At 72.6% G+C, this 18,111-nt stretch carries 17 protein-coding genes; 5 read left to right on the top strand and 12 right to left on the bottom strand.

Annotated elements, in window-relative coordinates; all coding sequences use genetic code 11:
• Positions 1-15 precede the first annotated feature (15 nt).
• Together ATL40_RS05470 and ATL40_RS05465 are read right to left on the bottom strand one after the other, a co-directional pair.
• Positions 16-1,251 (bottom strand): class I SAM-dependent RNA methyltransferase, encoded by a 1,236-nt coding sequence (locus ATL40_RS05470; RefSeq protein WP_098468655.1) that lies wholly within the window; start codon positions 1,249-1,251, stop codon positions 16-18.
• Entirely contained in the window at positions 1,248-3,269 is a 2,022-nt protein-coding gene (locus ATL40_RS05465) for an APC family permease (RefSeq protein WP_425443360.1), read from the bottom strand. The genes ATL40_RS05470 and ATL40_RS05465 overlap by 4 nt, the downstream gene beginning before the upstream one ends.
• Before the next feature lie 50 nt (positions 3,270-3,319).
• Here ATL40_RS05465 and ATL40_RS05460 point away from each other — a divergent pair, with 50 nt between their 5' ends.
• Together ATL40_RS05460 and ATL40_RS05455 are read left to right on the top strand one after the other, a co-directional pair.
• A complete protein-coding gene (locus ATL40_RS05460; RefSeq protein ID WP_211283154.1) occupies positions 3,320-3,970 on the top strand; it encodes a potassium channel family protein in 651 nt (216 codons plus the stop codon).
• Positions 3,970-4,653, top strand: a complete 684-nt coding sequence (locus ATL40_RS05455) for a potassium channel family protein (protein ID WP_098468654.1) — start codon at positions 3,970-3,972, stop codon at positions 4,651-4,653. Before ATL40_RS05460 ends, ATL40_RS05455 begins: the two co-directional genes overlap by 1 nt.
• Here ATL40_RS05455 and ATL40_RS05450 read toward each other — a convergent pair.
• The 4 genes from ATL40_RS05450 to dut are packed head-to-tail and all read right to left on the bottom strand — an operon-like array spanning position 4,577 to position 6,997.
• On the bottom strand, positions 4,577-5,299 hold the full coding sequence (locus tag ATL40_RS05450; protein WP_245866782.1) for a DUF3159 domain-containing protein: 723 nt from the start codon (positions 5,297-5,299) through the stop codon (positions 4,577-4,579). The genes ATL40_RS05455 and ATL40_RS05450 overlap by 77 nt on opposite strands.
• Positions 5,296-5,703 (bottom strand): OB-fold nucleic acid binding domain-containing protein, encoded by a 408-nt coding sequence (locus ATL40_RS05445; RefSeq protein ID WP_098468653.1) that lies wholly within the window; start codon positions 5,701-5,703, stop codon positions 5,296-5,298. The genes ATL40_RS05450 and ATL40_RS05445 overlap by 4 nt, the downstream gene beginning before the upstream one ends.
• 2 nt (positions 5,704-5,705) lie before the next feature.
• Positions 5,706-6,503: a DUF3710 domain-containing protein gene (locus ATL40_RS05440; protein ID WP_098468652.1), complete on the bottom strand. Its 798-nt coding sequence runs from the start codon at positions 6,501-6,503 to the stop codon at positions 5,706-5,708.
• Positions 6,503-6,997, bottom strand: a complete 495-nt coding sequence (gene dut / locus ATL40_RS05435) for a dUTP diphosphatase (protein ID WP_245866779.1) — start codon at positions 6,995-6,997, stop codon at positions 6,503-6,505. The genes ATL40_RS05440 and dut overlap by 1 nt, the downstream gene beginning before the upstream one ends.
• A gap of 63 nt (positions 6,998-7,060) precedes the next feature.
• On the opposite strand from dut, the gene ATL40_RS05430 reads away from it, so the two are divergent.
• Complete coding sequence (locus ATL40_RS05430) at positions 7,061-7,537, top strand: DUF3093 domain-containing protein (RefSeq protein ID WP_098468650.1); 477 nt, start codon at positions 7,061-7,063, stop codon at positions 7,535-7,537.
• Between the two features lie 96 nt (positions 7,538-7,633).
• On the opposite strand, the gene ATL40_RS05425 is transcribed toward ATL40_RS05430, so the two are convergent.
• Together ATL40_RS05425 and ATL40_RS05420 are read right to left on the bottom strand one after the other, a co-directional pair.
• Positions 7,634-7,933: a DUF4193 domain-containing protein gene (locus ATL40_RS05425; protein ID WP_098470305.1), complete on the bottom strand. Its 300-nt coding sequence runs from the start codon at positions 7,931-7,933 to the stop codon at positions 7,634-7,636.
• 239 nt (positions 7,934-8,172) lie between these two features.
• Positions 8,173-9,036 carry an inositol monophosphatase family protein gene (locus ATL40_RS05420; RefSeq protein ID WP_245866776.1) on the bottom strand — a complete coding sequence of 288 codons (864 nt, stop codon included), beginning with the start codon at positions 9,034-9,036 and terminating at the stop codon, positions 8,173-8,175.
• A 102-nt stretch (positions 9,037-9,138) separates the two neighbouring features.
• Between ATL40_RS05420 and sepH the strand changes: the two genes are divergently transcribed.
• Entirely contained in the window at positions 9,139-10,329 is a 1,191-nt protein-coding gene (gene sepH / locus ATL40_RS05415; RefSeq protein ID WP_098468648.1) for a septation protein SepH, read from the top strand.
• Between the two features lie 23 nt (positions 10,330-10,352).
• On the opposite strand, the gene ATL40_RS05410 is transcribed toward sepH, so the two are convergent.
• Genes ATL40_RS05410 through ATL40_RS05400 form a run of 3 tightly spaced genes read right to left on the bottom strand, consistent with a single transcriptional unit; the run spans position 10,353 to position 13,623 of the window.
• The gene (locus ATL40_RS05410; RefSeq protein WP_098468647.1) at positions 10,353-11,885 is read right to left on the bottom strand and encodes a lipopolysaccharide biosynthesis protein; all 1,533 of its coding nucleotides are present in this window, start codon (positions 11,883-11,885) and stop codon (positions 10,353-10,355) included.
• The gene (locus ATL40_RS05405) at positions 11,882-12,883 is read right to left on the bottom strand and encodes a glycosyltransferase family 2 protein (RefSeq protein WP_098468646.1); all 1,002 of its coding nucleotides are present in this window, start codon (positions 12,881-12,883) and stop codon (positions 11,882-11,884) included. Before ATL40_RS05405 ends, ATL40_RS05410 begins: the two co-directional genes overlap by 4 nt.
• Positions 12,880-13,623, bottom strand: a complete 744-nt coding sequence (locus tag ATL40_RS05400) for a glycosyltransferase family 2 protein (protein ID WP_245866773.1) — start codon at positions 13,621-13,623, stop codon at positions 12,880-12,882. The genes ATL40_RS05405 and ATL40_RS05400 overlap by 4 nt, the downstream gene beginning before the upstream one ends.
• Before the next feature lie 583 nt (positions 13,624-14,206).
• Here ATL40_RS05400 and ATL40_RS05395 point away from each other — a divergent pair.
• Entirely contained in the window at positions 14,207-16,975 is a 2,769-nt protein-coding gene (locus tag ATL40_RS05395) for a phosphotransferase (protein ID WP_098468644.1), read from the top strand.
• On the opposite strand, the gene ATL40_RS05390 is transcribed toward ATL40_RS05395, so the two are convergent.
• Positions 16,954-18,108: a glycosyltransferase family 4 protein gene (locus ATL40_RS05390; RefSeq protein WP_169925883.1), complete on the bottom strand. Its 1,155-nt coding sequence runs from the start codon at positions 18,106-18,108 to the stop codon at positions 16,954-16,956. The genes ATL40_RS05395 and ATL40_RS05390 overlap by 22 nt on opposite strands.
• Between the last annotated feature and the right edge of the window lie 3 nt (positions 18,109-18,111).

Below are 18,111 nucleotides of genomic sequence, written 5' to 3'. Positions count from 1 at the left end.
CCGGGCACCACCTGCTCATCCCTCGCGGTCCAGGACGGCGACCGCTTCGACGTGGTGGGTGTGCGGGAAGAGGTCCAGGCCCTGCACCGAGGTCAGGGTGTACCCGTGCTCGACGGCGATCGCCGCGTCGCGCGCAAGGCTCGCGGGGTCGCAGGCGACGTAGACGATGCGCCGGGGCGTGGCCGCGGTGATCGCCGCCATCACCTCGCGCCGCGCACCCGCACGGGGCGGGTCCAGGACCACCACGTCGGGGCGCTCCTGCGCGTGGGTGGACAGCTCGCCGACCACAGTGCGCACGTCCCCGGCGTGCAGCCGGATCCAGGGGTGCTCACGGGCGTTGCGGCGCGCGGCCCGCGAACCCGAGGCATCCCCCTCCACGGCGTCGATCCGACCGCGGGGGCCCACGGCGTCCGCGAGCGGGAGCGTGAGCAGACCCGCGCCGGAGTACAGCTCCCACACCCGCTCCCCCTCCTGCAGGTCGGCGGCCTGCAGCACGGTCTCGGCGATCACGCCGGGAGCCTCGCGGTGGGTCTGCCAGAACCCGTCCGCGGCCACCCGGTAGCGGTAGGTGCGCGGCAGGCCGTCCGGACCGGTCACCGTGACCTGCTCGGTGACCCAGCGCCCCTTGCCACCCTTCCGCTCACCGTCGGCCAGCACGAACGCGCCCGCGGACGGCTCCGAGGGTGCCACCAGGTCGAGACGGGTACCGGCCCGCACCCGGGAGTCCCACACCGCCAGGTCCGCCAGCGCGGGCACCGCCAGCGGCATCTCGCCGATCGGCACCAGCTCGTGGGAGCGCGCACGGTGCATCGCCGGGCGTCCCTCGGCGTCGGCCACCATCGTGATCCGGGTGCGCGTGCCCAGTCCGCCACGGTCCTCATCCCCCGGCGCCGCCCGCACCTCGAGGTCGGGGGCCTCCAGGTGACCCACCCGGGTGAGGGTCTCGATGAGCACCTCGCGCTTCCACGCGCGCTGCGCCGCCAGGCGCAGGTGTCCCAGTTCCGCGCCGCCCACGCCACCCGGACCGGCCGCCGGCCAGACGTGCGCGACACGGTCGGGCGAGGGCTCGTGCACCACGACCGCCTCGCCTCGCCAGAAGCGTGCGTCCGGCGCGTCCTCCTCCACCCGGACGTCGACGAGTTCGCCCGGTGCGGTGTGCCGCACGAAGATCACCCGCCCCTCGTGCCGGGCGACGGCGTGCCCACCGTGAGCGGGGCGCTCGACCCTGACCTGACCCAGCGTGCGACTCATTCGCGGTCCTCCCCGATCGTTTGTCCCGGCAACGTCACCGGTGGGGCATCCCACCGGGACTCGCCCTGTTCCTGTGCACTGACCAACTGCCACGGCACACTCGCCACGACCACACCCGGGGACCGCTGCAGCCTGGACTTCAGGCGCATCGCACTCTGGTTGTGCAGCGCACGCTCCCACCACCGGCCCACCACGTACTCCGGCACGTAGACCACCACGAGGTCGCGGGGCGAACGGCGACGCAGCCGCGCCACGTACTCCACCACGGGTCGGGTGACCTCGCGGTAGGGGGAGTCCAGCACCGTGAGCGGAACGGGGATCTGTGCCTCGTCCCACTCCTTGCGCAGGAGCTCCACCTCCGCCGGCTCCACCCCCACGGTGATGGCCTCCAGGGAGGAGGGACGCGTGGCTCGCGCGTAGGAGATCGCCCGCATCGTGGGCTTGTGCACCCGGGAGACGAGCACGATCGCCTGCACCCGTGAGGGCAGGGCTCGGGCGGCGGAGACGTCCTGCAGCGTCAGTTCCTCGCGCACGCTGGCGTAGTGGGAGGCGATGGCGCGCATCGCGACGAACACCACGGCCATGAGCAGCACCGCAATCCAGGCGCCCCGCGTGAACTTCGTCAGCAGCACGATCGCCAGCACCACGGCCGTGGTCGCGAAGCCGAAGGCGTTGATCGCGCGCGAGCGCGCCATCGAGGAGCGCACCCGGCGATCCACCTGCGTGCGCATCTCACGCGTCCAGTGCCGCACCATGCCGAGCTGACTGAGGGTGAAGCCCACGAAGACCCCGACGATGTAGAGCTGGATCAGCAGGGTGACGCGGGCATCGAAGATCCACACCAGCGCGATCGCCACCACGGCCAGGGTGAGGATGCCGTTGGAGAACGCCAGCCGGTCACCGCGGGTGTGCAGCTGGCGCGGTAGCAGTCCGTCCCGCGCCAGGATGGACCCCAGCACGGGGAAACCGTTGAACGCGGTGTTCGCCGCGAGCACGAGGATGAACCCCGTGGCCGCGGTCACGAAGTAGAACAGCGGCGGCACGTCCTGGAACACCGTCGCCGCGATCTGCCCGATGACCGGGTCCTGGCGGTAGTCCGCGGGCAGTGCCTGGCCCTGGAAACTCATCTGGGCGTGCGGGTCCTCCGCGTAGTGCACACCGGTCGCCTGCGCGAGGAAGAGGATCGCGAAGATCATGCTGACCGAGATCGCGCCGAGCAGCAGCAGCGTGGTCGCGGCATTGCGACCCTTGGGTTCCTGGAAGGCGGGCACCCCGTTGTTGAGGGCCTCCACACCGGTCAGCGCGGCACAGCCGGAGGAGAAGGCGCGTGCCACCAGCATGGCGCCGCCGATCCCCACCAGGCCCTGCTCGAAGCCCGGCTCCGCCACGAGCTCGAACGCGGCGCTCTCGGCGGGACGCAGCCCACCCGTGAGGTACTGGAAGGATCCCACCATCGCGAGGATCCCGAGCGCGGCCATGAAGAGGTAGACCGGGATCGCGAAGGTGATGCCCGATTCGCGCACCCCGCGCAGATTCATCATGGTGAGCAGCACGATCAGGCCGATCGCCACCGGCGCCTCGTACCCGTACAGGGCGGGGATGATGGTGGCCAGGTACTGCGAGGCCGTGGAGATCGAGACGGCCACCGTCAGGGTGTAGTCCACCAGCAGGGCGCTCGCGACGCCGACCCCGGCCGTGCGCCCGAGGTTGGCGGTGACCACCTCGTAGTCGCCGCCCCCGGAGGGGTAGGCGCGCACGGTCTGACGGTAGGAGGCCACCACCGTGAGCATCACCACGGCCACCGCCAGACCCACCCACGGGGACAGCGCATAGGAGGTGAGCCCGGCGATCGAGAGGGTCAGCAGGATCTCGTCCGGGGCGTAGGCCACGGAGCTCAGCGCATCCGAGGCGAACACGGGCAGCGCGATGCGTTTGGGCAGCAGTGTGCTCCCGAGGCGGTTGCTCGCCATCGGGCGGCCCACGAGGAGTCGCTTCACCCCGTCCAGAATTGCCGGCACGGTCACCCATGCTAGGCGCGTGTACCGTCATGGGCGTGCATGTCGTCATCATGGGAGCCGGCCGGGTCGGCACCACGCTCGCGGAGACCCTGGAGTCCCAGGGCCATTCCGTGGCGATCATCGACTCCAACGCGGATGCCTTCCGGCGCCTGAGCCCGGACTTCTCCGGCCGCCGGGTCACCGGCATGGGCTTCGACCGCGACGCCCTGACCCAGGCCGGTATCGAGGAGGCCTACGCCTTCGCCGCGGTCTCCAGCGGCGACAACTCCAACATCCTCGCCGCCCGCGTGGTGCGGGAACGGTTCAACGTCGAGAACGTGGTCGCGCGGATCTACGACGCGGGACGGGCCGAGCTGTACTCACGGTTGGGCATCCCCACCGTCGCCACCGTGCGCTGGACCGCCGACCAGATGCTGCGGCGCCTGATGCCCGCGCGGGAACTGACCGAGTTCACCGACTCCTCGGGGCAGATCGCCCTGGTGGAGATGGAGCTGCACACCGCATGGATCGGGCGCCCCATCGAGGAGTTGGAGTCGGCGTGCGGTGCGCGGGTGGCCTACCTGACACGGTGGGGTGTCGGTGAGGGCGTGAGCCCCCACACCGTGTTGCAGGAGAACGACGTGGCCCACATGGTGTGCCCGCCCGCGCAGGCCAACGCCGTGCAGCGGGTCCTGGCCACCCCACCCGGAGGGAACCCCTGATGCGTGTCGTGATCGCCGGAGCGGGCAGTGTGGGGCGTTCGATCGCCCGGGAACTCCTGGCACACAAGCACGAGGTGACGTTGATCGACCGCAACCCCGCGGCGATGCGCGTGGCGAGTGTGGTCACGGCCGAGTGGCTCCTGGGTGACGCCTGCGAGATGTCCACCCTGGAGGAGGCCCACCTGGAGACCTGCGACGTGGTCGTGGCGGCGACGGGCGACGACAAGGTCAACCTCGTGCTCTCCCTGATCGCACGCAACGAGTACGCGGTGCCCCGCACGGTGGCGCGCGTGAACAACCCGAAGAACGAGTGGATGTTCGACGCGACGTGGGGGGTGGACGTGCCGGTCTCCACGCCGCGCATCATGACCGCGCTCGTCGAGGAGGCCGTCAGCGTGGGCGACCTGGTGAAGTTGTTCCAGCTCCAGGCCTCCGGCGCCGGCGTGTACGAGGTGACCCTCGGGCCCTCCTCCGGCCTGGTCGGGCGCCGGGTCGGCGAGATCCCCTGGCCCCGGGACGTGGTGCTGGCCACCATCATCCGCGGCACGGTGCCGATCTCCCCGACTGCGGACGATGCCGTGGAGGGGCACGATCAGTTGATCTTCGTCATCGCCGATCGGTTGGATCCGGACCAGGACGAGGACTCCCCGGCGCAGCAGTTGCAGGCCCTGCTGGACTCCTGACCAGCAGCCACGTGAACCACAGCACCAGCGCCCACATCGGCAGCCCCATCACCAGGCGCGCCGTGCCGAGCCATCCCACCCAGTCGCCCAGGTAGAGCGGCACCTGCACCGCCAGGCGCAACGCGAAGGCGGCCGCCCACAGCCAGGAGGCCAACGTGTAGCGCCGCATCCGCGCGGGATCGCGCCGCCAGGTGGTCTCCAGCACCGGTGGTTCGGCATCGGCCTGGTGCGGGCGCGAGAGCCCGAGCGCGGCCACGACGATGCCCACCACCGGCCACCGGACCGCGATCGAGACCAGCACACCGAGGAGGAAACCGGCGTTGGTGATCAGGCCCCAGACGTAGTAGTTCGACGCCTCCCCCGAGCGCCATGCCCAGATCGCACCGACCGCCACACCCAGGAGCCCGCCCAGGGCGTAGGTCAGCGGGCTGCGGCGCGCCAGGCGGGCCAGCACTGCCACGAGCGCCACGGCCACCGACGCGATCACCGCGGGGACCACCTCACTGGTGGTCAGGTAGACCACGATGAACACGAATCCGGGCGCGATGGACTCCGCCATGCCCCGTACGCCGCCGAGCGCCGCGAGGGGCGAGGACCCGCCGGCCAACGCGCCCAGCCCGCCGGGCCGAGCCTGTGAACCCGTCACCGTCTGATCTCCCCGGTCTGCTCGTGCTCCCCGGGCAGCAGGGTGTAGCGCGGGTTGTTCAGCACGCAGCGCGAGGCGGTGGGCTCCGGAGCGGCCACCATCCCGGAGGCAATCAGGCGGCGCCCCGGGCAGATGCCGTGCACCTCGTGCCGGCCGGTCCAGCGCAACTCCACGCTGCCGGTCCCGTCGTACAACTCCGCCCGCAGTGGCTCGATCGAACCGCTCGGGGCGTAGGTGACGCTGCGCACCGTGCCGGCCACCTCCACGCGCTCACGGGGCTGGATCGCCGCAATGGTCCTCACGCCCAGACCCGCCACCCAGCGGCGCAGGTCCGCAGCGCGCAACTCCTCGTGAGAGGCGAGGAATCCTCTCGTGCGTTCGGTGGCACCCGGCGGCGCACCCATGGCTAGGCGTCCGCGCCCGGTTCGGCGACCGTCGGCGGCGTCGGGTCGGTCGGTTGAGCCGACGGCACTGCCGCCGCGTCGCCGGCGGCACCCGACTTGGTCGGCATCGTGAGCGTCAACAGTTCGGCCGGTGGCCGCGGCTCGTCGCCCCGCGCCACCACCACCTCGCTGAAGTACTCCTCCATCTGCAGCATCGCGGCCTTGTCCACCAAGGCCGCACCGGTCAGCACGCCGCGCAGGAACCAGCGGTCGCCGTCCACCCCGAGGAAGCGCGCCGGACGACGGGCGGGCTTGCCCTCCGCGTCCTTCACCGGGAGCAGAACGAGCAGCTCGGGACCGAATCGTCCGTTCCCCTGCTTCACGCTCCCGCCCTGCTTGCCGATCGAGGCCGCGAGCTGCGTGCGGATGTCGTCCCAGATCCCGGCCGTGCGCGGCGCGGAGAATGCCTGCAACTGCAGGTTCGACTGGCCGATCGTCACATTCGCGGCGACCACGCGCCGGGTGCGGCGGTCGAGTTCCATGCGCAGCGCCATTCCCGCGCGCCCGGGGATCCGCAGCGCGCCGAGGTCCACCAAGCCGGGGCGGTCCGGCGCCTCGGAGACGTCCCAGGGGCCCGCCGATCGCTCCTGCGACGCCACCGCGCCCGCGTCCTCCTGCCCCTGCGGAGCCTCCCCCGACTCTCCGCCGGTACCCTCACGGGCCTCCCGGGCGGCACGCGCCTGGGCCACGGCCTCGAGCTCAGCCGCGGACGGCTCCGGGGCCTGCTCCGCTCGCGAGCGGTTCCGACCGAACAGTGCCATTACTCACCCTTCCCTGCGGCGCCATGGCCGCCCGTGGATCCGAAGCCGCCGTCGCCGCGCTGTGTCTCGTTCAACTCTGCCACCGGCACGAACCGTGCGTGCACCACCGACTGCACCACCAGTTGCGCGATCCGGTCACCGCGGCGGATCGTGGCCGTGGCCTCGCGGTCGGTGTTGACCAGGAGTACGCGCACCTCACCGCGGTACCCCGCATCGATCGTGCCGGGCGCGTTCAGCACGGTCAGCCCGTGCCGCGCGGCCAGGCCGGATCGCGGGTGGACCAGGGCCACGAACCCGGGTGGGACCGCCACAGCGATGCCGGTCCCGATCAGCGCCCGTTCACCCGGCGCCAGGTCGACGTCGTGCGCGGCGTACAGGTCCGCGCCCGCGTCACCCGCACGCGCGTAGGAGGGCAGTGGCAGGTCGTCGTCGATACGTCGGACGGGCACGTCGAGGTCGGCGGCCTCGGGCACCTCGGGCACGGGGTTGGTCACGACGATCCACTGTACTGCCGGCCAGGTCCCGAGGCGATCACGCGGACGTGGCACCCTTGATGCATGGTGCGCGAGGTGATCACGAGCGAGGCACATGCCGAACGGCAGTGGCCGTCGGCGGCTGCGTGGCTCCTGGCCCCCGGCGCGGGCATCACGATGGCGCTGATCGTCTGGCCCCTGGCACCCGGAGCGGCACTGGCCGTGGGGCTCATCGTCACCGTGACGTGCGTGCTGCTGTTGACGCGCAGCGCCGAACGCGTGGTGGTCACCGACGGTGGGGACCCGGGCCTGCGGGTCGGTCCGGCGTTCCTGGACGCCTGGTCCATCGGGGAGGTCACGGCCCTGGACGCGGAGGGCACGCGCCTGGTGCTGGGGCCTCAGGCCGATGCCCGCGCCTACCTGGCGCACCGGGGCTGGATCTCGACTGCCGTGAAGATCACCGTGGTCGACTCGGAGGACCCCACGCCGTACTGGGTGGTCTCGACCCGGCGCCCGGAGCAACTCGCGCAGGCGGTGCGCGCCATCCGTCCGCCCAGCTGAGCCGTCCACCCGGGTGAATCGCGTGAATCGCGTGAATCGCGCGCGTGAGTCACGCCCGCGGTGTGGCGCGACGAGCCCGCGCCACACCGGCCGGTCTCAGCCCGCGCACTCCGTGCAGACGGGACCGAGGTCGTCGTGGGAGGCGAGCTGGCTGCGGTGGTGGACCAGGAAGCAGCGCGTACAGGTGAACTCGTCCGCCTGGCGCGGGAGCACGCGCACGCTGAGTTCCTCGCCCGAGAGATCGGCGCCGGGGAGTTCGAACCCCTCGGCGGCCTCCGTCTCGTCCTCGTCGACGGTCCCCGACCCCTTCTCGGCGCGACGCGCCTTCAACTCCTCGAGCGAGTCCTCGCTCATGTCCTCATCGGTCTTGCGGGGGGCGTCGTAGTCGGTCGCCATGGTGGCGTCACACTCCGTCATCGTCATGGTGGCAGGGGGCCACCGGGCAGTCATTCCGGCCGGCGGCTGAACCGCCCCCGACCGACATCCGGCGCGAGGATTGTGCCCTATTCCCCGGCGCCGCGCACACATCCGGTCACGTGTTCTCACTCACGTCCACGGCGGTGTACACCTGGGCACAGGCTCGAAACGTCGGCAAGGCCCAAAATGTTCCCGACGGGCGGGTCCGTTTCGCCAGGTCAGTCGGCGACGGCCTGGCGCAACGGACCCATCAGCCCCGGCGCGGCCGCGATGCTCACCCGCCCGAGCGGACCGTCGAGGTAGCACACCTCACCGCCGGCCTCGGTGACCACGAGGGCGGCTGCGGCGACGTCCCACGGGTGCAGGCCCAGTTCGACGTTCGCATCGCTGCCGCCCCGGGCCACATCGCACAGGTCGAGGGAGGCGGCGCCCGCCCGGCGGATGTCGCGCACGAGGGGCAACCAGCGCACCAGGAGCTCGGCTTGCGCACGCCGCACCTCGGGCCGGTAGGAGAAGCCGGTGCCCACGAGCGCCTGATCCAACGACGGCGCCGCCCCCATCCGCAGCGGTGCCCCGTTGCGGTGGGCACCCAGGCCGTGGCCGGCGGTGTAGGTGACCCCCATGGCTGGTCCGTGCACGCAGCCGGCGACGGGGGTCCACGCCGTGACGTCGGTGGGGTCGCCGAGCACCGCGGCGACCGAGACGGCGTAGTGCTCGCGCCCGTAGAGGTAGTTCACCGTGCCGTCGATCGGGTCGACCACCCAGGTGAGTCCGGACGTCCCGGGCCGCAGGCCACCCTCCTCCCCCAGGAATCCGTCCATGGGGCGCCGTTGCGCCAGTTCGTCCCGGATCAGTGCCTCGGCGGCCAGATCCGCGCGGGTCACCACATCGGTCAGCGTCGACTTCGTCAGTGCGACCTCCACGCTCTCGGCCCGCATCTCGTGCGCGAGTGCGCCGGCGCGTGTGGCCAGGTCGACCGCGAGCGTCCGCAGCTCGTGGACGGTCACATCCGGGGGCAACCGGGTACCCCCGGACGCGGCGCTGGAGAGGTCCGTGGGCTCGTCGGCATGGGAAGTACTCACCCCCCGAGCCTAGTTCGGCCGCAGATCCCGGGCGGGCCACTCCGAGGCAAATCCCGCGCGCACACGCCGCGGGATGGCAGTGTGGTGCCCCAAGGAGGCGCTATGCGTGAACTCAGGTTCGAGAGCCTGCACCCCGATGGGGAGTACATCGTCCTACGCGACGACACCGGTGAGCCCTATCGAGTGGTCATCGACGAAGGCCTGCGTCTCGCGGTGCGCCGAGATCGGCCGCAGTTGGAGGCCCACCGTGCGGCCGAGCGCAGTTCGCTGACGCCGAAGGAGATCCAGGCACGGATCCGCGCCGGAGCGACCGTGGAGGAGGTGGCCGAGGCGGGCGGGCTGAGCCCGGAATCGGTGCGCCGTTTCGAGGGACCCGTGCAGGCGGAACGGTCCTGGATCGCTCAGCAGACGCAGACCTTCACCCTGGGCCGGGACCTGGGTGCCCCCACGCTCGGGGACCTCGTGCTGGATCGCCTCGCGGCACGTGGGGTGGACTCCACCCCGCAGTGGGACGCCGTGCGCGAGGGCGGTCAGCCCTGGGAGGTGACCGTGCGCTTCGCGGCGGGCGACCAACCGCGCGAGGCGCGCTGGCGGGTGGACCTGGTCGCACGCACGCTGGTCGCCTTGGACGACGAGAGCAGGTGGCTCTCCGAGACCGAGCTGCCCAGCCGGCATCATCCCTACGACGTCGAGGGCGCCCGCGGCCACGTCGGTGCGGCCACGATCGCCCCGACCCGACCCGCTGCCCGCCCGACCCCTGCCGGCCCGGCCGTGACGCCTGCGCCCACGACGACCCCGGCACCCGCCGAACCTGCGGCCTCCGCGGCGTCCGCGGTGACGGATGCCCTCCTGGCGGACCTGGCGGATCGCCGTGGTCGGCCACGCCGGGAGGAACCCGAGGGCACGACCACCACTCCCCCCCAAGACACCGACCCTGCGCCCACCGCGGGTGAGGGGTCCGAGACCGGGTCCGCCGGTGAGTCGAGCGGACCCGACCAGGCGATCGGGGGCGGGTCGCCGCTGGATGACGCGCTGTTCCCCGCCGCCCCGGTGCTGCACCTGCGCACCTCGCGGGACGCAGGCGAGGGAACGCACCCGGAGCCGGCGGACGGCGACGCCGCACCCGATGCGGCACCACACGACCCTGCGCCGACCGGCTCGGATTCCGCCGAAGCGGAGACGACCGACGCCGCGCCACGCTCGAACCGCCGCGGCGCGCGGGCACGCTCACGCCGCACCTCGGTCCCCTCCTGGGACGAGATCGTGTTCGGGGCCCGCTCGGAGGAGCGCTAGGAACGCCCGCCGTGCGAGGTGCCTCAGGAGCCTCGTGAGTGTCGCGCCGCGTAGGTGCGGGTGAAGGGGCGGCACAATCGCAGGACGACGGCACCCGCGCGCCCCGGCATCACGGCCGCCAGGGTCGTCACGACCTCCGGGTAGCACACCAGCACAAGCCCCGGCGCGACGAGGAGGCCACCCAGCACCGTGACGATGACGAGCGCCCACCCGCTGAGTGGTGTCTGCGCCACGATTCCGGCCACGACTGCGATGCCCACCGCACCGAGCACGCCCGGGCCGAGCATCGACCACACCGCGGCCGGCGGTAGTCGCAGCAGGCGGGAGGCGATCGTCTGCTTGATCGCCACGAACAGGCACTCGGTCGCCAGGTGCGCGAACGCCACCCCGAGCACCCCCCACTGTGTGCCCAGCACCAGGGCAGGGATGAGGACGCACAGGCGCGCGATCGAGGTCCACAGGGAGATCATCGGCCGGCCGAGCGCCTTGTAGACCTCGTTCGCCCCATTGGCCATCGCCCGCACCCCGGCGTACAGGGCGAGGACCACGAGCACATCACCCGCGCTCGCCCACTGGGTCCCGAAGACGAGCGGCACCAGGTCCTGACCGATGACCGCCAGACCGACCCCCGCCGTCAGGCCGAACAAGACCTGAGCCTGCGTGCTCACCACCCAGGCGCGCTCCAGCAGGTGCGGCGTGGCCCGGGCACGGGTGTAGAGGGGGTACATCACCCCCGCGATCACGAAGCACACCTGGATGATCACCATCTCCGGCAACCGGAAGGCGAGGGTGTACACACCGAGCGCCGTGCTGCCCAGGAGGGCACCGACCACGAGGTAGTCGACGTCGAACGCGGCCCGGGAGAGGAACTGATTTCCCGCCACCGGTGCACCGAAGCGCAAGGTCGTGCGCATGTCAGTCGCGTCGACCCTGCCCCACAGGGACCTGGCGACACCGCGTGGCGCGAGCAGCCAGCAGCACACCAGGTAGCTCGCCGCGCCGGCAACCGTCCCCCACACCAGCGACCAGGGTCCCGACCCCAGGGCGAGGAGCGTCAGGGTGACGCCGGCGCTCGCCGCCCCGCGCAGCATCACGGCGTACGTGAGCCGCCGGAACTCCAGCGCCCGCCGCAGGAGGGCATCCGGGACTGCGGCGAGCGCCGTCAGGAGGACCACCACGCCGAGGGCTCGCACGAGGGGCTCCACCCCGGCCTGGCCGAACACTCGCGCGGCCGCCGGGGCCGCGGCCATCACCACACCGGCGAGCACCGTGCCCGCGCCGAGGGAGATCGCGAACGAGGCGCGGACGAGACCCGCCCGGCGCGGGAGGTACACCAGGGCCTGGGCGACGCCGGCATCGGCTACCGTCTCGACGAACCCGATGACCACGAGCGCTGCCGCGACGAGACCGTACTCCTCGACGCTGAGCACCCGCGCCAACACGATCGTGGCGATCAGGGTCAGCGCCCGGGAGACCACCTGCGCGAGGCTCTGCCAGGCCACACCGGAGGCACCGGCGCGGGCCAGGGTCTGCGCTTCGGCGGGCGCGGAACTCACCCCGTCCTCGTCCCCTCACGCTGCGCGGGGGGTGCGACCTGGCGCCGACGGCGTGCGAGTGTGTCGAGACTGCCGCGCAGATAGCCCGCGCCCGTGGCGGCGACGGCGAGCAGCACGGCAACCGCGCCGGCCGCGCGACCTGACCCGAGTTCCCGCAGGAGCGCGCGCGGCAGGATCCCCGCGAGGTAGGAGGACTCGGTGGCAAGAGCGTCACCCGGGCCGACCAGCGCGGCCACCGCGGACTTGGAGACTCCCTCGGCCCACCCCCGGGTGGCGAGGTAACGCCAGGTGACCCGGTCCTCGGAGACCCGGTGGTCCACGACGGCCTCCGGGACCAGCACGACCCGGGCGGGGGTATCACGTTGCCGCAGTCGGATCGACAGTTCCGTCTCCTCACATCCCAAGGGGGTGCGTCCGACGCGACCGAGGTCCTCGTGGAATCCGCCGGCCGCGACCATGGCCTCGCGGCGGATCGCCATCGCGCACCCCATCACGTTGCGCACCTGCGCGCGCGTGCGCGGCAGGCCGCGGTAGCTGCACCCCACGACCCAGTCGAGTTCTCCCCACTGCCCCGGCTGCGTCGGGAGGCAGGCGGGTCGGCCGGACGCGGGCCACACGGGTTCCGCTGCCCCGCCCACGGCGACCACGCGTGGATCCACGAACGGCTCGAGCATGCGCTCGAGCCAGTCGCGTCGCGGCGTGGCGTCGTCATCGAGGAACGCCACGATCTCGCCGTGTGCTGCGCCGACCCCCGTGTTACGGGCACCGGAGAGACCCTGCCGTCTGGTGTTCGACATCACCCGCACCGCCACGCCGGGCGCGTGAGCCGGGAGCTCGGCGGCGGCGCGGACCCGAAGGCCCTCATTGTGGTCGATCACCACCACGATCTCCTCGGGCGGCTCGGATCCTGCGGCCACGGCGGCGATCCCAGCGCACAGGTCGCGCCAGCGGCGCCCGGTGTAGGCGCACACGACGAGGCTGACGGAATGCGCGCTCACGCCGCGACGGAGGCGCGGGCGATCCCCGCTGCGCGGGAACGTTCCGAGAAGATGGTCCGAAGCACGCGCCACCCGTCCACGAAGGTGCGCAGGTTCGTCTCCCCGTGGATGCGCAGGCGCTCCACGCTGGGAACCTCCACGATCCGCACGTCGGCCGCGGCCATCCGGCAGTTGATCACTGTCTCGATCTCGAATCCGTCACCCCAGTGCATCTGACCGTCGGCGCGTTCCGGCGTTCGGGTATCGGGCAGCGAGAGGACCGGCACCATGTCCCGCCAGAACGCGTTGTAGCCGTAGCACAGGTCGGAGAAACGGGTCCGGAACGCGAGGTTGGCCACGACGTGCAGCGCGGCGTTACCCGCGCGGCGGATCGGTGTGATGTCCTCGCTGCCCCCGCCGGGCGCGAACCGCGAGCCCTTGGCGAAGTCCGCACCCTGGGTGAGCGCATCGACGAAGACGGGGATCTCCGCGGGATCCGCTGAGCCGTCCGCGTCGAACATCACGATGACGTCGCCCGTGGCGACCTCGAAGCCGCAGGCGAGCGCGTTCCCCTTCCCGCGACGCGTTTGCTCCACGATGCGGACGCCGGGCAGCGTCTCGCGCGCCGCCTGCACCGTGCCGTCCACCGAGCCGCCATCGACCACGATCACCTCGTGGACGGCAGGCAGCCTCGGCAGGACCTCACGCAGGTTCGCCGCTTCGTTCTTTGTCGGTACCACGATGCTGATCGTGGGTTGCACAGGCCTTGTCGGCATAGATCCCCCCGTGTCCAGTCGCCGAGGACGACACGACATCGCCTCGAGCGCGCCCGCCCCCTGCGGACACCGCAGCGCCATCTGAAGGACGCCCGGCGTTCACCATGCCACATCGTCACCAGCAGGGGGTAAACCACCTTCGTCGTGGGTCGTGGGAGGAGACAGGGATCTCGGGCACCGTTTCCCGGCCCCGGCGCAGCGCTCACGCCGCACGTTCCCGGCAGGCGAGCCGTACGCTGGGGCCGTGACGCACTCGACCCCCCGGCGCCACGCGATGCCGGCGACGTGCCGCTGCGGTCACCCACGCGCGGCCCACGAACACTATCGATACGGGAGCGAGTGCTCGGTGTGCCGGCGGTGCCCGCGGTACCGCCCACGGCTCACCGACCGTCTGCGGGCCCTGCGGTGGCGCTTCGGGTCCCGGTAGCCGGACCCGGTTGCGTGGCGACGACGGCGGACCGCGGTCGGGAGGCGCGGACACGCGAGCCACCACGAGGCGCCCGCCGTCGATTAGCGTGGCATCTCCCGCACGGCAATGGCGGGAGGAACCAGGGGGACCCACGTGTCGATGCCATCCGTTCATCCGCAGGCGCGCGCAGCCTTCGACGCGCTTGATCGGGCCGGGGTGCCGTGGCTGCTGTTGCGCGGTCGGCGCTCCCTCGCCCGGCCGGACCGGGACATCGACGTCCTCGTCTCTCGCGACTGGCGCGCGATCGCGCAGGAGTCCCTGGCTCAGTCCGGGCTGGTGCGGGTGCTCGCGCACGGGCACGGATCCCACCGCTTCCACTTCGCCTTCGGCCAGGACGGGTGGACCGGGCTCGACGTGGTGGACGAACTCGCCTTCGGTCGCTACCAGGACCTGGTGAGTCCGTGGGCGCCGCAGGTGTTGGCACGAGGGGTGGTGCGCGAGGGCATCCCCTCCCCCGACCCGAGCGATGAGGCCCTGCTGCTGCTGCTGCACCTCGTCCTGGACAAGGGTGGCGTCCCCGCTCACCGGCGAGCCGAGGCGCTCGCTGCGCTCCGGCACCGGCCCCTGGACTCCCCGCTGGCCGCCCGCCTGGACGCGATCGCCGGCGAGGGCTGCGCCTACCGGCTGACCCGGGTACTCGGGGACGAGGACGCGAGCGCACGGCTGTCACGTCTGCTCGCCGCCAGGTGGCGTCGCAGCGTTCCCGGGCCGGCGGTGACCCGGGCCGTCACCGCTCGCCTCGGCCGCAGGATCCCGGTGCGGGTGCCTGGTCGCCCCCGGGGCGTCGCGATCGGTGTCCTCGGCCCGGACGGCGCCGGCAAGACGACCCTGTTGGACGGCCTCGCCGCCTCGCTCCCCCTCACGACCCACTACCGTCACCTCGGTCTCTGGAAGCCGCACGCGTGGGACGCTCTCCTCGAGCGGGTCCCGGGGGCGCGGCTGGGGCTCGCGCTGACGCGGGTCAGCGCCACCGCTCTCAGTGTCGCTGTGCACCGGTTGCGCGGGGAGGTGGTGCTGCTCGACCGGCTGGCTCTGGACACCCGGCTCAGCTCGGACGACTCCTCCGTCGGGGGGCGCATCACGCGCTGGGTGGCGCACGCGGTGGCACCACCGGTGGACCTGATCCTCGTCCTGGATGCCCCCGGGAGCGTGATGTACCAGCGCAAACGGGAGCACAGCCCCCAGATCCTGGAGGAGTGGCGGCAGGAGTACCGGCGCATCGCCGAGGAGCACCCGCGCGCCCACCTTCTCGATGCGACCGCAACACCCGGGCAGACGCTCGCCAGCGCGACCAGGATCGTGTGGCGCACCCTGGTGGGGGACCCCCCAGGGCCCCTGCACGGTCGCCAGGCGGTCGACGCCGTGATGCTCGGCGACGGCCCGTGGTTGCAGCCGGGGGCACAGGTCGGGATCGGGTCCGTGCCCCTGCCTGCGGGCTGGGTCCGGGGGCTGCAGGAGGCGGGCGCCCAGGTCCGCCCGCTCGCCGGGGCACCGACCGCCACCCTGCACCTGGTGGTGACCCACAATCCGCACCGTCGGGAGCTCTCCCACGCTGCGCGGGCGCTGACGCCGGACGGCGCGATGCTCACGCTAGGCTCGGGCCTGCCGGGTCTGGGAGTGCTCCCGCGCCTGCGGAGCCGGATCCGTGCCGCCGGATGGACGGTGTCCGGGGTCACCTGGCATGCGCCGAGCCTGCACCGCTCCGCCCGCCTGGTGCCGCTGGACTCCGCCCCCGCACTCGACTCGACCCTGCGGCGCGTGGCGGGGATCCCGGCGGGAGCGCTGGTCGGCGTCGCGGCGCGAGGGACCGCACGCCTCGGCGCGATGCCCGTGCTGGTGGCCCAGGGAAGCCTCTGGTCGGCACGGGGAGGGATTCCGCGCACCTGGCTCGCGGGTCTGCTCGCCGACCCCCGGGCAGCCGACCGGATCGACGCCGCACAGGCGGCCGGCGCGGTCGTCATCACGCCGCGCTACGAGACGTCGCGGCACCTGATCGCCCTGCTCCACCACGGGCGAGGGGCGCGACCCTCGCTCGCCGTCAAGGTGCCGCGCGACCCCGGCGACACGGCGGGGATCGACCGGGAGTCCCGAGTCCTGACCCATCTCGGTGACCAGGGGTTCTCGGGAGTCCCGGAACTGCTCGGGGTCTGGGCCCATCGTGGCCGTCCCGCCATGGTCACCACCGCCCTGGCGGGCGAGGAACTCTCCCCGCAGCGCGTGCGTGCCGATCCGGTGGGTGCCCGCGGCGCGGTGCTGGCCTTCGTGGCGCGGCTGGGGCGCCTCCCGGCGCCCCCGGTCGAACCGGCCGCGGCGCTGCGCGGTCTGGTCGACCTCGCGGCGCGGTGCGGACAACCCTCCTGGCTCACCGCCCTCACCGCCGCGACACACGCGGCCATGCGCCCGGAACTGCTGACCGGTGCGGTCGAACACGGCGACCTCGGGCACCCGAACCTCCTGGTGGAACCCGCGAGCGGGAGGTTGACCGTGCTGGACTGGGAACGAGCCGACCTCACCGGCATCGCCGGGAGCGACCTCGTGTACGCCTGGCACTACCTCACCTGTGCCCTGGAGGGCGCCTGGCGCACGCAGGACCAGGTGGCTCTCCTGCGTCGGGAGTTCTCGCCGTCGGGAGCCGGCCTGTCCGCGCTACGCGGCCATCTCACCTCATGCGGCGCCGATCCTCGGCGGGCCGAGGAGGTCGTGATGCTCACCTGGGCTCGGTGCGCCGCCAGCCTGGCCGAACGGCTCCCCGCACGGGGTGCCGAGGCAGCCGTGGCCGTGGACCGGGACGTGGCGCTGTGGCGTGCGAGCGTGGTGCTGATGACCGGCACCGACCTCGATCCGGCTCAGGACAACGCGGCCAGGTAGTCCGCGGCCGCGTCCGCCCAGGTCCGCATCGCGACCCCGTGCTGGGACGGCTGCGCGGCCGGTGGGCGCTCCCACGCCGCCAGGACGGCCCCGGCGAGGTCGCGATCGCTCTCAGCGCGAGTCAGCAGCGGGTGTTCACCCTGTTCCCGTGCCGCGACGGCGGTTGCGACCACCGGGGTGCCCACCGCGAGCGCCTCACTGACGGAGTTGCGCTTGCCCAGCCCGTGAAGATCGGGGAACACGGCGACACGGGCGGAACGCACCAGGGCGGCAAGGTCAGGCACATTGGCTTGCACGGTGACCCGATCAGAGGCGAGCTCCAGCACCTGTGGCACGGGCGAACGACCCGCCACCACGATGCTCAGGTCGGGGCGCTGTTCCCACAGCAGGGGTGCCACGCGGTGGACGAGCCGGCGGGCGGACTCGACGTTCGGCGCGTAGTCGAGGCTGCCCACGAAGCACACATCGGGGGCGCCGCGGGGCGGGGCATCCGGCGGGACGTGGGGTGCTGGGCCCGTCAGTGCCGCGGTGTCCACGCCGTTCGGCACGGCTCGCACTGTCCGTCCCAGGGCGCGGGACCACGACTCGGCATCCGCCTGACCCACCGTGAGCAGCCGGACCTGCGCGGGCAGCGCACGCTCCAGGCGATGCCGCACCAGCGCGCTGTAGCGCCGGTACCAGGCGCGAGGACCGCTCGTCAGATGCGCCTCCATCGCGGTGCGCAGGGACCATGGATCGACGGTCTGGAAGGCCACGGGCGCAGCGGTCGGCGGCAGGCCGCGCAGCGCGCCCGCGAGATGCGGGCCGTGCACCAAGGTCGCGTCGTGCGTGCGGATCAGGTCCTGCGTCATCCTGCGCACACGCGCACTGCCGCGCCGCGAGTCCGCCGGGTACACCCCGCGCAGGAGGCCCGCGAGGTCGGCCGGACGCGAGCGGGGCAGGTCGATCTCGTCCACGTGCGCACAGCGCTCACGGATCTCCGGTGGCACGGCGGCGCCCCCTCGGAAGGACACCAGCGTGACCTCCACGTGACGCGGCAGCGCCCGGATCACCTCGTAGGGGATCATCGCGCTGCCGTCGGAGAACTGCGGGTCCCGGCTCGGTGCGGCCTCGGTCAGGTACAACATGCGCATCGA

This window comes from Serinibacter salmoneus (assembly GCF_002563925.1).
Taxonomy (GTDB): domain Bacteria; phylum Actinomycetota; class Actinomycetes; order Actinomycetales; family Beutenbergiaceae; genus Serinibacter; species Serinibacter salmoneus.
Note: the sequence above shows the minus strand (reverse complement) of the source record. Positions and strands in the feature narration are given on the sequence as shown.

What these genes read in the sequence shown, in the direction of transcription:
- ATL40_RS05470 (WP_098468655.1), bottom strand. Translation starts at nt 1,251, where the DNA reads ATGAGTCGCACGCTGGGTCAGGTCAGGGTCGAGCGCCCCGCTCACGGT.
- ATL40_RS05460 (WP_211283154.1), top strand. Translation starts at nt 3,320, where the DNA reads ATGGGAGCCGGCCGGGTCGGCACCACGCTCGCGGAGACCCTGGAGTCC.
- ATL40_RS05455 (WP_098468654.1), top strand. Translation starts at nt 3,970, where the DNA reads ATGCGTGTCGTGATCGCCGGAGCGGGCAGTGTGGGGCGTTCGATCGCC.
- ATL40_RS05445 (WP_098468653.1), bottom strand. Translation starts at nt 5,703, where the DNA reads ATGGGTGCGCCGCCGGGTGCCACCGAACGCACGAGAGGATTCCTCGCC.
- ATL40_RS05440 (WP_098468652.1), bottom strand. Translation starts at nt 6,503, where the DNA reads ATGGCACTGTTCGGTCGGAACCGCTCGCGAGCGGAGCAGGCCCCGGAG.
- ATL40_RS05430 (WP_098468650.1), top strand. Translation starts at nt 7,061, where the DNA reads ATGGTGCGCGAGGTGATCACGAGCGAGGCACATGCCGAACGGCAGTGG.
- ATL40_RS05425 (WP_098470305.1), bottom strand. Translation starts at nt 7,933, where the DNA reads ATGGCGACCGACTACGACGCCCCCCGCAAGACCGATGAGGACATGAGC.
- sepH (WP_098468648.1), top strand. Translation starts at nt 9,139, where the DNA reads ATGCGTGAACTCAGGTTCGAGAGCCTGCACCCCGATGGGGAGTACATC.
- ATL40_RS05395 (WP_098468644.1), top strand. Translation starts at nt 14,207, where the DNA reads ATGCCATCCGTTCATCCGCAGGCGCGCGCAGCCTTCGACGCGCTTGAT.
- ATL40_RS05390 (WP_169925883.1), bottom strand. Translation starts at nt 18,108, where the DNA reads ATGCGCATGTTGTACCTGACCGAGGCCGCACCGAGCCGGGACCCGCAG.